Annotated in this window: 12 protein-coding genes and 1 tRNA gene; 3 read left to right on the top strand and 10 right to left on the bottom strand. The window is 69.5% G+C overall.

Annotation, left to right across the window (positions count from 1 at the left end; all coding sequences use genetic code 11):
- Positions 1-23: 23 nt before the first annotated feature.
- A tRNA-Arg gene (locus ACZ5PO_RS07185) sits at positions 24-100 on the bottom strand.
- A gap of 173 nt (positions 101-273) precedes the next feature.
- On the opposite strand from ACZ5PO_RS07185, the gene ACZ5PO_RS07180 reads away from it, so the two are divergent.
- Together ACZ5PO_RS07180 and ACZ5PO_RS07175 are read left to right on the top strand one after the other, a co-directional pair.
- Positions 274-1,086, top strand: a complete 813-nt coding sequence (locus tag ACZ5PO_RS07180) for a hypothetical protein (RefSeq protein ID WP_464191729.1) — start codon at positions 274-276, stop codon at positions 1,084-1,086.
- 11 nt (positions 1,087-1,097) lie between these two features.
- Positions 1,098-2,552, top strand: coding sequence for a M48 family metalloprotease (locus ACZ5PO_RS07175; RefSeq protein WP_464196732.1), 1,455 nt, complete (start codon positions 1,098-1,100; stop codon positions 2,550-2,552).
- A gap of 27 nt (positions 2,553-2,579) precedes the next feature.
- Here ACZ5PO_RS07175 and ACZ5PO_RS07170 read toward each other — a convergent pair whose 3' ends face one another.
- From ACZ5PO_RS07170 to ACZ5PO_RS07145, 6 genes are all read right to left on the bottom strand, one after another.
- On the bottom strand, positions 2,580-3,440 hold the full coding sequence (locus tag ACZ5PO_RS07170; RefSeq protein WP_464191727.1) for an RNA polymerase factor sigma-32: 861 nt from the start codon (positions 3,438-3,440) through the stop codon (positions 2,580-2,582).
- 331 nt (positions 3,441-3,771) lie between these two features.
- Positions 3,772-4,374 carry a CarD family transcriptional regulator gene (locus ACZ5PO_RS07165; RefSeq protein WP_464196730.1) on the bottom strand — a complete coding sequence of 201 codons (603 nt, stop codon included), beginning with the start codon at positions 4,372-4,374 and terminating at the stop codon, positions 3,772-3,774.
- 361 nt (positions 4,375-4,735) lie between these two features.
- Positions 4,736-5,071: a ferredoxin FdxA gene (gene fdxA, locus ACZ5PO_RS07160; RefSeq protein ID WP_464191725.1), complete on the bottom strand. Its 336-nt coding sequence runs from the start codon at positions 5,069-5,071 to the stop codon at positions 4,736-4,738.
- A gap of 402 nt (positions 5,072-5,473) precedes the next feature.
- Positions 5,474-5,755 carry an RNA-binding S4 domain-containing protein gene (locus ACZ5PO_RS07155; protein ID WP_464191722.1) on the bottom strand — a complete coding sequence of 94 codons (282 nt, stop codon included), beginning with the start codon at positions 5,753-5,755 and terminating at the stop codon, positions 5,474-5,476.
- Positions 5,752-9,342, bottom strand: coding sequence for a helicase-related protein (locus ACZ5PO_RS07150; RefSeq protein WP_464191720.1), 3,591 nt, complete (start codon positions 9,340-9,342; stop codon positions 5,752-5,754). Before ACZ5PO_RS07150 ends, ACZ5PO_RS07155 begins: the two co-directional genes overlap by 4 nt.
- A 277-nt stretch (positions 9,343-9,619) precedes the next feature.
- A complete protein-coding gene (locus ACZ5PO_RS07145; protein ID WP_464191718.1) occupies positions 9,620-10,498 on the bottom strand; it encodes an HpcH/HpaI aldolase/citrate lyase family protein in 879 nt (292 codons plus the stop codon).
- Between the two features lie 230 nt (positions 10,499-10,728).
- On the opposite strand from ACZ5PO_RS07145, the gene ACZ5PO_RS07140 reads away from it, so the two are divergent.
- The gene (locus ACZ5PO_RS07140; RefSeq protein WP_464191716.1) at positions 10,729-11,433 is read left to right on the top strand and encodes a carbonic anhydrase; all 705 of its coding nucleotides are present in this window, start codon (positions 10,729-10,731) and stop codon (positions 11,431-11,433) included.
- A gap of 133 nt (positions 11,434-11,566) precedes the next feature.
- On the opposite strand, the gene ACZ5PO_RS07135 is transcribed toward ACZ5PO_RS07140, so the two are convergent.
- The 3 genes from ACZ5PO_RS07135 to ACZ5PO_RS07125 all read right to left on the bottom strand — a co-directional run bounded on the left by ACZ5PO_RS07135 (position 11,567) and on the right by ACZ5PO_RS07125 (position 13,843).
- On the bottom strand, positions 11,567-12,601 hold the full coding sequence (locus ACZ5PO_RS07135) for an aspartate-semialdehyde dehydrogenase (RefSeq protein ID WP_464191714.1): 1,035 nt from the start codon (positions 12,599-12,601) through the stop codon (positions 11,567-11,569).
- A 251-nt stretch (positions 12,602-12,852) separates the two neighbouring features.
- On the bottom strand, positions 12,853-13,485 hold the full coding sequence (locus ACZ5PO_RS07130) for an RES domain-containing protein (protein WP_464191712.1): 633 nt from the start codon (positions 13,483-13,485) through the stop codon (positions 12,853-12,855).
- Positions 13,478-13,843 (bottom strand): antitoxin Xre/MbcA/ParS toxin-binding domain-containing protein, encoded by a 366-nt coding sequence (locus ACZ5PO_RS07125; protein WP_464196728.1) that lies wholly within the window; start codon positions 13,841-13,843, stop codon positions 13,478-13,480. Before ACZ5PO_RS07125 ends, ACZ5PO_RS07130 begins: the two co-directional genes overlap by 8 nt.
- Between the last annotated feature and the right edge of the window lie 180 nt (positions 13,844-14,023).

The raw sequence follows: 14,023 nt of genomic DNA, 5'->3' as shown, positions 1-14,023 counted from the left end.
AATGGACAGGCGAATGGCTGATGTGGCGTCCCGGAAGGGAATCGAACCCCTGACCCCAGGTTTAGGAAACCTGTGCTCTATCCTGCTGAGCTACCGGGACCTTGTTGCCATCCACGACATCGTGCCGGCCGGCCAACGAACCGTACGCTGCTTCCCCAGCAGGGGCAGCGCGATCCGGCGGCGACCGCCCGCGTGTTTATCACATCGGGCGCGTTTTGATAGCGTCGAGACGTGCATCGTTGCGCCTTCGGCCGGACATTCGCACCGCCACGCATGATGGCCGCGCCGCTTCACGTCACCGGCGCCGCGGCGCTCGCCTGCGCGGTCTCGACGCCGGGAGCGGCGCAGGAGCGCCCGCCCGCTCCGCCGTGCCTTGCCGACGCGGAGCCGGCCCGCGTCGCCGCGGTCGCTCCGGCGGGCGAGGTCACCCTGGCCGACGGGCGGCAGCTCAGGCTGCCCTGGATCGACATCCCGCCCGAGTTCAGGACCACGGTGCACGCGGTGCTGGCGGCTTTCGTCGGCCGCGACGTGCTGGTGCTGCCCATGGCGGCCGAGGACCGCTGGGGCCGGCTGCCGGCCCAGGTGGCGGCCCTGCGCGACGACGGCGAGGCGGACGAGACCCTGCCGGTGCTGCTCGCCGGCCGCGGCCTGGCCCGCCTCCGGCCCGATGGCGGTGCCAGGCCGCCGAGTGCCTGCCTGGAGCCGTTGCGCCAGGCTGAGGCCCTGGCGCAGCGCAAAAAGCTGGGCATGTGGGGCGAACTGCATTATCGCGTCTATCAGGCGCGCGAGGTGGATGATCTGCGCGCGCTCGTCGGCCGCTTCGTCGTCATCGAGGGCCGCGCCGCCAGCGTCGGTGAGCGCAAGGCGTTCACCTACATCAATTTCGGCCACCGCTGGACCGAGGACACCACGGTTACGGTCCCGAAACCTGTCTGGCGTATTCTCGTCGATCGTGGCATGTCCGCATCCGTCCTGCGACAGCGTCGGATCCGTGTGCGGGGGATCGTCCAAGACCGCGGGGGTCCACTGATCGAGATCGTATCGCCGGATGAGATCGAGCTCGCCGGCATGGAAGAGACGCGTTGAGCGTAGGCTTGGTGTTTCACTCCCCGATCGTGCGTCGCACCCGGTCACGGGTGATCGCCTTGGCGTGCGTGGCCGTGCTCGGCGGCTGCACCACGGACCAGCAGGGGGGATCGTCCGCCTCCTTGCCGGAGGCGGCGCCGCGCATTCTCGGCCTCGAGCGGGCGGCCGACCGCGAGCACAACCGCCTGGTCGCGACCTTCGGCGGCCAGTATCGCTCCCCCGCCCTCGAGCGGGACCTGGACGATATCGTGCGGCGCGTCGCGGCCGCCAGCGATCAGCCAGACCAGACCTACAAGGTCACCATCCTCAATTCGCCCGTCGTGAACGCGTTCGCTCTGCCGACGGGCAACGTCTACGTGACGCGCGGGCTGCTGGCGCTCGCCAACGACAATTCCGAGGTCGCCGCCGTCCTGGCCCACGAGATCGCCCATGTCACGGCCAAGCATGCCCTGGCGCGGGCCGAGCTGGAGCAGCGCTCCGAGCTCGTCAGCCGCGTCGTTTCGGAGGTGCTGAACGATCCGGGCGCCAGCAAGATCGCCCGCAACGAGGGCCAGGTCACGCTGGCGAGCTTCTCGCGCACGCAGGAGCTGGAGGCCGACCGTATGGGCGTGGCCACCATCGGCAGGGCCGGGTTCGATCCTTACGGCGCCTCGCGGTTCCTGGTTTCACTCGGCCGCAACGCCGGCACCTCGGCGGGGCAGCGTCGCCGCGGCATGGACTTCCTGTCCTCGCACCCGTCGACGCCCGAGCGCGTCACCGCCGCCATCGCGGCCGCCCGCCAGATCGGGCCTCCCGGTTCCGGCGACAACGAGCGCAACCGCTATCTCACCGCCATCGAAGGCCTCGTCTACGGCGACGACCCGGCGGAGGGCATGATTCGCGGCCGCCGATTCGCCCATCCCACGCTGATGGTCGGCTTCACCGCGCCGGAGGGGTTCAGCCTGGAGAACACCTCCGAGGCGGTGCTGGGCGTCAATCATGCCAATGGCCAGGCACTGCGTTTTGACAACGTGCAGGTGGCCGAGACGGAGAGCCTGGAGTCGTTTCTGGCCTCGGGCTGGATCGATGGCCTCCAGAATGCCAGCATCCATTCGACGACGGTCAACGGCATGCCGGCCGCCACGGCCGTGGCCAGGGGCAAGGAATGGTCGTTCCTGCTCGGGGCGGCGCGCTCGGGCGGCCGCGTCTTCCGGCTGCTGTTCGCCACCAAGACGCTGACATCGGAAGCGGAGGCAGCGTTCCGCACCGCCTTCCAGAGCCTGCACCAGCTGAGCCCGGACGAGCTCGCGGCGATCAAGCCGTTCAGGATCGAGGTGCTCACCGCGAGCGAAGGCGACACGACGGAAACCATGGCGAGCCGCATGGCCTCCATCGACAACGGGTATGAGCGCTTCCTCGTCCTCAACAGCCTGACCAGGGGCCAGGCGCTGAAGCCGGGCCGGCGCTACAAGGTCATCGTCGAGTAGAGCCGATCCCAAAAGCCCGCTCTCGCCTCAGGCGTAGGCCGCGGCGTCGGCGGGCTGCCAGTCGCAGAGCGCCGCGCGGAGCTTGGCCAGCGCGCGATTCTCGATCTGCCGCACGCGTTCCTTGGAGATGCCGAGCCGCTGACCGAGCGCTTCGAGCGTCGTCGCCTCCTCGTTGAGGCGGCGCTCGTAGACGATCTCGAGCTCGCGCTCGTTCAGCGTCGACAACGCCTGGCGCAGGCGCGCGAGCCGGCGCTCGTTGTCGATCGTCTCGCCGACGCGCTCGTCCGGCAGCGGCTCGCCGTCGACGAGGAACTCGATGTGCTCGGCCTGGTCGGGGCCGGCCAGCGGCGCGTTGAGCGACAAGTCGGGCCCGGACAGGCGCGCATCCATGGCTTCGACGTCCCGCCGCGACACGTTGAGCGCTGCGGCGATGTCGCCGTACATGGCGTCGCCGACGGTTTCGCCGTTGCGCTCGGCGCGCGCCTTGACGCGGCGGAGATTGAAGAAGAGCGCCTTCTGCGACGAGCTCGTGCCGCCGCGCACGATCGACCAGTTGCGCAGCACATAGTCCTGCATCGAGGCGCGGATCCACCAGGCGGCGTAGGTGGAGAAGCGGATGTTGCGTTCCGGCTCGAAGCGCAGGGCCGCCTCGAGCAGCCCGACGCTGCCCTCCTGCACCAGGTCGGAGGCCGACAGCCCGTAGCGGCGGAAGCGGGCGGCGACGGCGAGCACCAGGCGCAGATGAGCGGACGTCAGGCGGTGGAGGGCCGCATCGTCGCGATGGTCGCGCCAGCGAACCGCCAGCTCGCGCTCCTCGTCGTGCTCGAGGTAAGGGGCTTTCGTCGCGGCATGCATGACGTGGCGCGCCACCCCAGCGATCTCACCCATCCTCGCTCCCATGTCCGACGCCCGTCCGGCGAGCGCCGCCTGGCCAAGCAGCCGACGCTCGCCGGACGGTGCACGGATCGCGCACGCTGGAGCATGTCCCGATCGGATCAGCTCCAGCCGCGACCGATGTCCTAAACGCGCCAACCTGACGCAGGTTCCACGGCCGACTGGCGCGCCCGACGGCGGGCAAAAAAAAGCCCGGCCTGGGGCCGGGCTTGTCCGAAGCATGATCCGCAAGGCGGGAGCGCCGCCTGAAGCGCTCACGGGCGCCGTGTCGTCACGAGCGGTGTGACGGCCCGAGGCTCGTCACCTCCGCCCCACGCATGACGGCTCAGGCCGCCTCTTCCTGCAGGTCGTCGCTGTCGGCGTCGATGTCCGCATCCGCCGCTGCCCCGGCCTCGCTCTTAGGGGCGTTGCGCGGGCTCTTCGCCAGGCTCTGATCGACGAGCTTGCGGGCTTCCGTGTCCGTGATGCGGTTGACGGCCGCAAGCTCACGGATGACCCGATCGAGCGCGGCCTCGTAGAGCTGGCGTTCGCTGTAGGACTGCTCGGGCTGCGCCTCGGAGCGATAGAGGTCGCGCACCACCTCGGCGATGGCGACCAGATCGCCGGAATTGATCTTGGCCTCGTATTCCTGCGCCCGGCGCGACCACATGGTGCGCTTGATGCGCGCCCGCCCGGAGAGCGTCTGCAACGCCTTCGACACGATGTCGGTATCGGCCAGTTTGCGCATGCCCACGCTCGCCGCCTTGGCGGTCGGAACGCGCAGCGTCATTTTGTCCTTCTCGAAACTAATGACGAACAGCTCAAGCTTGAACCCGGCAACCTCCTGTTCCTCGATCGCTTGGATGTGTCCTACGCCGTGAGAGGGATAAACAATTGCTTCGCCTGTCTTGAAACCTAGCCGGTGAGCTGTTTTCTTTGAAGTCATGATTCGGAACGCCTCCTGATCACGGTCCTTGAAGGACGCAGCCGACGCCAAATTGTCATCAGGCGTCGATATATGCCGGCCGACAGCTCTCGCTGCCGGCCGCCGAGCAGTCGATGAAGTCAAAACCCGTTCGCTTGCGGCCGGAAAACGTATCCGGGCCACACGTTGGGGGGTATCTATCTTCCGGAAACGCGCAAGCCCTCAGATGCCACGCATTGGGCACGCTCGACTGGAAGCGTTTGTATATCACAAATTAGCGAAGAATCAAAGCACGCGCTATTGACCGCCCTCCGGCGGCCACACCGCAGGGCGTCATTCAGCCTCTCGAATCCACTTGAAGCCGCCGCCTCCGGCAGCCGCCGTTTCAGTCGCCCTGGCCTGGTTCCGGCGAGAGCAGCTTGAGCTTGTCGGGCTTGCCGTCCCACTCCTTGGCGTCAGCGGGCGCGTCGCGCTTCTGGGTGATGTTGGGCCAGCTCTTGGCGTAGTCGGCGTTGAGCTTGAGCCAATCCTCGAGTGACCGCTCGGTGTCGGGTTTGATCGCTTCGGCAGGGCATTCCGGTTCGCAGACACCGCAATCGATACATTCGTCCGGATGGATGACGAGCATGTTCTCGCCCTCGTAGAAGCAGTCCACGGGGCAGACTTCCACGCAATCCATATACTTGCACTTGATGCAATTCTCGGTGACGACGTAGGTCATCGGTGCCTCTCGGGGACCTTTCCGGTGCCGTGGTGGGACGATCGGCCGTTGCGATCGAGGAGTTGCCGTTCGGGCCGAGGCCAGGTGTCCACCCGTGCGCTCTCGAGCGACTCCCGCCCGTCGGGCTTTCGCGAAAGGGCGCTCTAGCGGCTCCGCTCTACCGGCGCAAGCGTCGCTGCGTCGCAATGACTAGAGCGCTTCCAATCAGTGGCCTCGTCCGACCGGCAAGAAGCGCTCCGGATTCGAGGCGCTGGAGCATTTCCGACCGATCGGATCCCCAGCTGATGGGGCATGCCCAAGCGCCTCGCGCAGATCGACCCGCCATCGGGCGGGCGCGTGTCGGAAGCCTGGAGCGTCCCTGGCGACGGTCGCAGCCTGACCGGGAGGGCTCCGGCCGCGACGTCAGCCACCGCCTCCTCCGATGTCGTCATAGAGCTCGACGGCTTCAAGGGCCGGCCCACGCCGCTCGCCGAGATCCTTGATGGCGACCACCCGGGTGGCATGCGGCAGCGCCAGCGTCAGCACGTCGCCGATCTTGACGGCGCGGGCCGGGGCCTCGGCCCGAACGCCGTTGACCCGCACGGCGCCGTCGCTGACGAGCCTGGCCGCGGCGCTCCGCGTCTTGGCCATGCGGGCATACCAGAGCCACTTGTCCAGACGCTGGCGCGCGGGCGCTTCGTTCACCGCTCGCCCGACTCCATGCGCTCCTTCAGGATCAGCAGCTTGGCGAAGGGTGAATTGGGATCCGGCGCCTTGTCGTGCTTGGGGCCGCCGCCCCGCCGGTCACCCCGGTTGTCGGGCCGGAACTCGGGCCGACGATCGCCGCGGCCGCCGTCCTTGCGGCCGCCGCGGCCGCCGTCCCGGTGCTCGCCCGCCCCCGCCTCCGCCGGCCGTTCGGGCCGCTGGTCACGGCGCTGGTCCGGGCGCTGGCCGCCCCGCCAGCGGCCGGGACGTCCCGCCCCGCCGCGCTGCCCGTCGCCCCGGTCGTCACCTTGTCCGTCAGGGCTCTGGCCGGCGCGCTGTTGCTCGCCCTGGGGGGCGCCGCCCTGCGCTGCCCCGTCACGGCGGAAGCCGCGGCCCTGCGAGCGCGCCCCGTCATGCCGTGGCCGGTTCTGCCGCTGGTGCTGGTGGCGGTGCGGACGCCAGACCTCGATCACCTCGGGCTCGGCGGGCTGCGCGGGCGCCGCGGCGACCGCATCGGCCTCCGCCGGGGCCGCCGCCTCGGTCGTGACCTCAGCCTCCGCCGTGACGTCCGTCTCGGCGGTGGCCTCCGTCTCCGCATCGGCCTCCGTCTGCGCAGTGGTCTCCGTCTGCGCAGCGGCCGCCGTCTCGGTCGCGGCCTCGGCCTCCGTCACGGCCGGCTCGTCGGCCGGCCGGTCCGGTTCGGCGGCAGCGAGCTCGGCAGCCGGATGGTCCGTTGCGCCCGCGTCGGCCGCGGCCTGATCGTCGCCGCTCGTCGGTTCGGCCTGCTCCTGAGCCGCCGTCGCCGGCTCCGCGGCCGCAGCGGCCGGCGTCTCGGCCGCCGTTTCGGTCTCGACGGCCTGCGGCGCGTCGGCGTGAGGCGGCTGCGGCTCGGCCGTCACGTCGGCAGCCTCCTCGGGCGCCGTCGCTATCGCTTCGGGTGCCGCCGCGGCGTCGGCCTCGAGCCCCTCGTCCGGGCTTGCGTCGTCGTCCACCGCGGTGCCGGCCAGCGTCTCGACGCCGCCGTCGACCTCATGATCCGCGTCGGCCTCCGGGTCCGCCGCGGCCGCCGCATCGGTGACCACGACCGGCGTCACCGGTGCCTTGGGCACCAGCGGCACGGTGATGGGTGGGCCGGGCCGCCGCTCGGCCACATAGCCGAGCGAGCGCAGGATCGACCCGAAGTCCTCGCCGGAGCAGCCGACGAGCGAGGTCATCGACACCGTCACGACAAAGCCTTCGCCGTCGGCGGCGCCGGCCGGCGGATCGCCGGGCGTGACGCCCGGCCGATAGGTCACGGCGGGACGGATGAGATCCGCCAGCCGCTCCAGAATGTCGACGCGCACGGCGCGGTTGCCGCAGACGCGGAAGCCCGCGGCGCGGTAGAGCTGCCGATCGACCTCCGGGTCCACGGGGATCGACGTGCGGCCGGAGGCGGCGAGGTGCGGCAGGTCGTCGACGCCCTTGGCGGCGGGGCCGCCGTGCTTGAGCGCCCAGAGCTGCACCGAGAGCGCCCGCGGCGCCGGCTTCAGCAGCTGCGGCGCATAGATATGGTAGGCGCCGAAGCGCAGGCCGTGCTTGCGCAGCTGCGCCCGTCCGGCCTGGTCGAGCGCCTTGACGTCCTGCACGACGCGCGAGCGCTCGAGCACGCCCAGCGCCTCGACCACCTGGAAGGCGATGCCGCGGGCGAGGCCCGTCAGGTCGGCGGCCTCCTCGAGGGCGAACAGCGGGCCGAGCAGCTTGGCGACGTGGGCCTTGAGCCACAGCTCGAGCCGTGCCTCGACCTTGTCGTGGGCTGCGCCGGTGAGCTGCTCGTCGGCGATGAGGATGAGCCGCGGCGTCAGCAGCTTCTCGCCGGCGGCGAGCTTGGCGACCGCATCGCCGAGCCAGCGGACGGTGCCGTCGTTGGACAGCACCAGCGCTTCGTCGGCGGCGGCCGAGAGCCGCTCGGCCCGTGCCTCGATCTCGCTCGCCAGCGCCTTCTGGGCGGCGGCGCGCAGTGCTTTCACTTCCGGGCCGCTCGCGTCCGGGTCGGGCGCGAAGTGGAATCCGCTGAGCTGGCCGATGTGCTGGCCTTCTACGCTCACGTCGCCTGCCGGCGTTACTTCTGCTTCCATGTGCGCATTCTCTCTGAGGCGGCGCATCAGAACGCTGGTCCGCCGGTCGACGAAACGGCTCGCCAACCGCTCGTGCAGGGCATCGGAAAGCCTGTCCTCTACCTGACGGGCGCGCCCCTGCCAATGCTCCGGATCAATCAGCCAGTCCGGCCGGTTGGCCACATAGGTCCACGTCCGCACCTGGGCGATGCGAGCAGACAGCGCATCGATGTCCCCATCGGTGCGGTCCACCTGGTCGATCTGGCGCGCAAACCACGTATCGGCAATGACGCCGTCGCGCATGAGCGAGCGGAACAGGGTGCCCACCAGCTCGGCATGCGCCTGCGGCGAGACCTTGCGGTAGTCGGGCACCTGGCAGACGTCCCACAAGCGCGTGACGTCCGCCGGCCGCTTGGCATAGTCGCGCATTTCCGCGTCGGCGGCGAGCACTTCGAGCACCGCCACGTCGTCGGCGATCGGCGCGCGCGTGAGGCCGGGCTCCTTGGGCACCACCGACAGGCTGGCCTGCAGGGCGCGGATGGAGCGCATGTCGAGGCTGGCATTGCGCCATTGCAGCTGGCGCAGCGGATCGAAGCTGTGATTTTCGAGCGCCTGCACCAGCTCGGGCTCGAAGGCCGGGCAGCGGCCGGTGGTGCCGAACGTGCCGTCGCGCATGTGGCGCCCGGCGCGGCCGGCGATCTGGCCGAACTCGGCCGGGGTCAGGCGGCGGAAGCCGAAGCCGTCGAACTTGCGGTCGCCGGCGAAGGCGACGTGGTCGAGGTCGAGATTGAGGCCCATGCCGATGGCGTCGGTCGCCACCAGGTAGTCGACGTCGCCCGATTGGAACAGCTCCACCTGGGCGTTGCGGGTGCGCGGCGAGAGCGCGCCGAGCACCACCGCCGCACCCCCCTTCTGGCGCCGGATCAGCTCCGCGACGGCGTACACCTCCTCGACCGAGAAGGCGACGATGGCCGAGCGCGGCGGCAGCCGCGTCACCTTCTTCTCGCCGGCGAAGGCGAGCGTCGAAAGCCGCGGCCGCGATACGATGTTGGCGCCCGGCAGCAGGTGCTCGACCAGCGGCCGGATGGTCGCCGATCCGATGATCAGGGTCTCGGCGCGGCCGCGCATGTTGAGCAGGCGGTCGGTGAAGACGTGGCCGCGGCCGAAGTCGGCGCCGAGCTGGATCTCGTCGATGGCGCAGAAGGCCACGTCGATGTCGCGCGGCATCGCCTCGACGGTGGCGATCCAGTAGCGCGCTCGCGCCGGCTTGACCTTCTCCTCGCCGGTGACCAGCGCCACCGCTTCGGGGCCGACGCGTTCGACCACGCGCTGGTAGACCTCGCGCGCCAGCAGCCGCAGCGGCAGGCCGATCATGCCGGTCTCGTGAGCCACCAGGCGCTCGATGGCGAGGTGCGTCTTGCCCGTGTTGGTCGGGCCCAATACGGCCGTGACGCCGCGGGCACGCACGGAGGCGGGAAGTGTGGTGATGGTCATGGGCCGGGCAGGGCGCAGACGGCGGCGCCGGGAGGAAGACCGTTCGGGGCAGGGCCTGGAGCGCTTCGCGATCGGATCGCGATGCTCCGGGCCCCACGCCCACGGGGCGAACACGCCGGCCTGCCGGCCGGCCTGCGGGACGCCGTCCGCCGTCGCTACAAGCGGAACGAGTCCCGAACGAAACGCGGCCGAATCGACGACCCGGCCGGAGTCACGTTCTGTTCACCGCTAGATATGGGACCGGATTCGAAATCCGCCACAACGCCAGCGGCGACGCTCAGCCTTGCCGGGCCGCGATGGCGTCGGCCACGGCGACGATCCGCTTGCCGATCTCGGCGTGCAGGATCTCCACCATGCGCCCGTCGAGCGACAGCACGCCCTTGCCGGCGTTCTCCGGCAGGGCGAAGGCGGCGATGATCTTGCGCGCCCGCTCCACCTCTTCGGCGGGCGGCGAGAAGATGTCGTTGGCGGGCTCCACCTGGCTCGGATGGATCAGCGTCTTGCCGTCGAAGCCGAAGTCGCGGGCCTGCTCGCACTCGGCCTTGAAGCCGTCCAGGTTGGCGATGTCGTTGTAGACGCCGTCGAGGATGTCGAGGCCCTCGGCCCGCGCCGCCGTGAGCGCCAGCGACAGCCACGGCAGCATCGGCGCCCGGCCCGGCACCAGGCGTGCCCGTGTCTCCTTGGCGAGGTCGTTGGTGCCCATGACGAAGCAGGCGAGCCTCGTCGACTTGTCGCGCGCCGCCGCGGCGATCGCGGCGATGTCGAGCATGGCAGCGGGCGTCTCGATCATCACCCACACCGCGAGGCCCGCGGGCGCGCCGGCGAGCCGGCGGCCGACGTCGGCGAGCACGGCCGGGCTCGACACCTTGGGCACCAGGATGGCGTCCGGGCCGGCGGCGGCCGCAGCCTCCAGATCCTCGCCGCCCCAGGGCGTGTCCAGGCCGTTGACGCGGATGATCAGCTCGCGCGGGCCGTAGCCGCCGGCCTTGACCGCGGCGCACACCTGCTCGCGGGCGGTCTGCTTGGCGTCCGGCGCCACCGCGTCCTCCAGGTCGAGGATCAGCGCATCGGCCGGCAGCGTCTTGGCCTTTTCGAGCGCACGGGCGTTCGAGCCGGGCATGTAGAGCACGCTGCGGCGGGGGCGGATGGCGGTCATCTATGCTTTCTCCTACCTATGGCGATGCAGCATAGTCATCCGTTGGCCGATGTCAGCCTGCGGCGCAAGCGCTATAGCGAAGGCGGGCGCGCATTGCGACCGGGCGCCATCACCCGGCCGCAGGACCAGCGCCCCTGGCCCGCGACCTCGGTGGATTTCCAGATCGGATGTGCATCCGGTCTGGAAATGCTCTAGGCAACGGGCCTGTCCGCTTCGGTTAAGGAGATGCAATGGCCCGAGCGCTAATCTCATCCGAATTCCCGGCCCAGCTCAAGAACGGCTATCGCGCCTTTCTCGACAGCCGCTTCCCCGGCGAGCGCCGGCGCTTCGAGATCCTGGCCGAGAAGGGCCAGAGCCCCGAGGTCATGATCATCGGCTGCTGCGACAGCCGCGTCTCGCCCGAGGTCATCTTCGATGCCAGCCCGGGCGAGATGTTCGTCGTCCGCAACGTGGCCAACCTGGTGCCGCCGTTCGAGACGGGCGGCGACTACCACGGCACGTCGGCGTCGCTCGAGTTCGCGGTGCAGGCGCTCAAGGTGAGGCACATCGTGGTGCTCGGGCATCAGAGCTGCGGCGGCATCAAGGCCTTCGCCAACAAGGCCGATCCGCTCTCGCCCGGCGACTTCATCGGCAAGTGGATGACGCTGATCGCGCCTGCCGCCGAGCGCCTCGACGAAAGCCTCACCGCGGAACAGCGCACGGCCGCCGACTACGTGACGCGGCTGGAGCTGGCGGCGATCGAGCTCAGCCTGCGCAACCTGCTGACGTTTCCGTGCGTGCGCATCCTCGTCGAGCGCGGCCAGTTGGCCTTGCACGGCGCTTATTTCGGCGTGGCCAACGGGGTGCTGCTGATCCGCGATCCGCAGACCGGCACGTTCGCCCCCGCGGTCGAAGGCGCGGCCGGCAGCGCCGGCCAGGGCATGCGCTGGAGCTGAAGCAGGGGCTTTTGTTGCTCAGCGGATGGATGGCCGGGTCAAGCCCGGCCATGACGCGGAACGGTATGCGCTTCGCCTGGGGTCGTCATGGCCGGGCTTGACCCGGCCATCCATCGTCTAAGGCGAAAGCTTCTCAAGCCGCCTTGCGCTTGGCCTGGATGAGCTTGCGGTTGATCAGCGCCTCGGCGATCTGCACCGCGTTGAGCGCCGCGCCCTTGCGCAGATTGTCCGACACCACCCACATGGCGAGGCCGTTGTCGATGGTGGGGTCCTCGCGGATGCGCGAGATGTAGGTGGCATCCTCGCCGGCCGCCTCGTGCGGCGTGATGTAGCCGCCGGGCTCGTGCTTGTCGATGACGACGCAGCCCGGCGCATTGCGCAGGATGGTGCGCGCCTCCTCCGCCGTGATCGGGTTCTCGAACTCGATGTTCACGGATTCCGAATGGGAGACGAACACCGGCACCCGCACGCAGGTTGCCGTCAGCTTGATCTTGGGATCGAGGATCTTCTTCGTCTCCACCACCATCTTCCACTCTTCCTTGGTGAAGCCGTCCTCCATGAAGACGTCGATGTGCGGAATGAGGTTGAAGGCGATGCGCTTGGGGAACTTCTTGGTCTTGAGCTCGCTCGCCGTGAAGACGGCGCGGGTCTGCTCGAACAGCTCGTCCATGCCGTCCTTGCCGGCGCCGGAGACCGACTGGTAGGTGGCGACGACGACGCGCTTGATCACCGCCTTGTCGTGCAGCGGCTTCAGCGCGACGACGAGCTGCGCGGTGGAGCAATTGGGATTGGCGATGATGTTCTTCTTGGTGTAGCCGCGCACCGCCTCACCGTTGACCTCGGGCACGATGAGCGGCACGTCGGGATCCATACGGAAGGCGGAGGAATTGTCGATGACGACGGCGCCCTGGGCGCCGATGCGCGGCGACCATTCCCTGGAGACATCGCCGCCCGCCGACATCAGGCAGATGTCGACGTCGCCGAAATCGAACGTCGCCAGATCCTTCACCTTCAGCAGCCGGTCACCGTAGGAGACCTCCTGCCCCATGCTCTTGCGCGAGGCGAGCGCCACCACCTCGTCGGCGGGGAAGGCGCGCTCGTCCAAAATGTTGAGCATCTCGCGGCCCACGTTGCCCGTGGCGCCGACGACAGCGACCTTGAAACCCATGACGTCAATCCTTTCGGCGAATCTCGGCTATCCTCCTCGACCGCCCGGCGGCGGGGCGCTTCCTCGCCCGGCGGAGGAAGCGGGGAGGACGTGCGTCAGCGTTTCGCGGCTTTTTTGGCCGCGTGCGTCGTGGTCAACGCAGTCGTTCGTTCGCTGAGCATCATGCGATGCATGTCGGCATGTCCAGTGCGCGGGTCAAGCCCGGCAATCGCCCCAAAAACACCGGCCGCCGCGCCGTGTCAATGTGGATGTCACAGCCACGAGGCCGGGCCCTTCGGCAGGCGGCCCTCGGGGTCGACGACGGTGAGCCGGGCGCCTGCGCCCCGGTTCCAGCGCCAGAGCGCCACGCAAGTGCCGCCGGGCGACATGAAGGAGGGATAGATCACGCCGTCGAGGCCCCTACGTCTGAGCCGCGCCGCCGCCCGATGGGTGGCCGGCACGCGCCCGGCGTCGAGCTCGGCCCGCCATTCCGTCCGATGCACTGCGTCCGATAGTCGGAGGCGTGCGAGCACCTGCGGATCCGTAAGGTCCGCCACGCAGAATTTCCGAACTCCGCCCGCGGGGCGGGCTCGGAAATTCTGCATGATCTCAACATCTTGGCAGAGATTCGCGGGTTGAAACCAAGTTCCGACCCGCGAATCTCTGCTTAGGCTCGCATCGTCGAGGACCAGCTGCACGACGGTCGCGGGATGCTGCACGAAACCCTGATTGTACTCTGCCCAGGCGGTCGAAAGCTCCCGCGCGGCATAGAGGCAGGGCTCCCCCACGCGGTTCCAGCGGCCGCCAAACCGCGCCGCCCCAGCTCCCGCCAGGGGATCGTACGCCCATTGCGGGACGTAGGCGCGCCAGAGGATGAGCCGTTCGGTCGGCTCGGGCTCAGGCATAGACGCCGGAGCGCACCGCTTCGAGGTAGGCGATGACCTTGTCGGCCTTGCGTTCGCGCACAAGATCGTAGGCGGTCTTGCCGGCCCAGCCTGGAATCGGCTGGTGCTTGAACCAGATCGCCGCCCGCGCTTCGTCGCCGGCCATCTCGGCTGCCATGGCGATGATGCGCACCACCGGGCTCAAGGCCTCGTCGACGGTGCGCGACGGACCCTTGGCGCTGAGTGTGTTGCGCGCCACGCCGGCGAGGGCTGCAAGCTCGGTCAGCGTCACGCCGAGGCCATCGGCCACCCGCCGTGCCGAGAGGTATGGAGCATCCGCGTCTTGAAAGCGGGACGTCGCCGCCTGCAGCCTGCCCATGATCTGTTCCTGGCGCATTTTGATCTCTTCCCGCTCAATATGTGCGCAAGATGCGCCCCACTCAAGCGCACGCCACCGCGACGTTTCCCGGATCGGTGAGCGAGGGCCCCGAGGGCCGCGCCGTTGACCGGCCGTTAACCATGTTTTCAGGGCGCCACGCGCGGTAACGGACAAAACACT

This window comes from Chelatococcus sp. KU-N122 (genome assembly GCF_055391085.1).
Note: the sequence above shows the minus strand (reverse complement) of the source record. Positions and strands in the feature narration are given on the sequence as shown.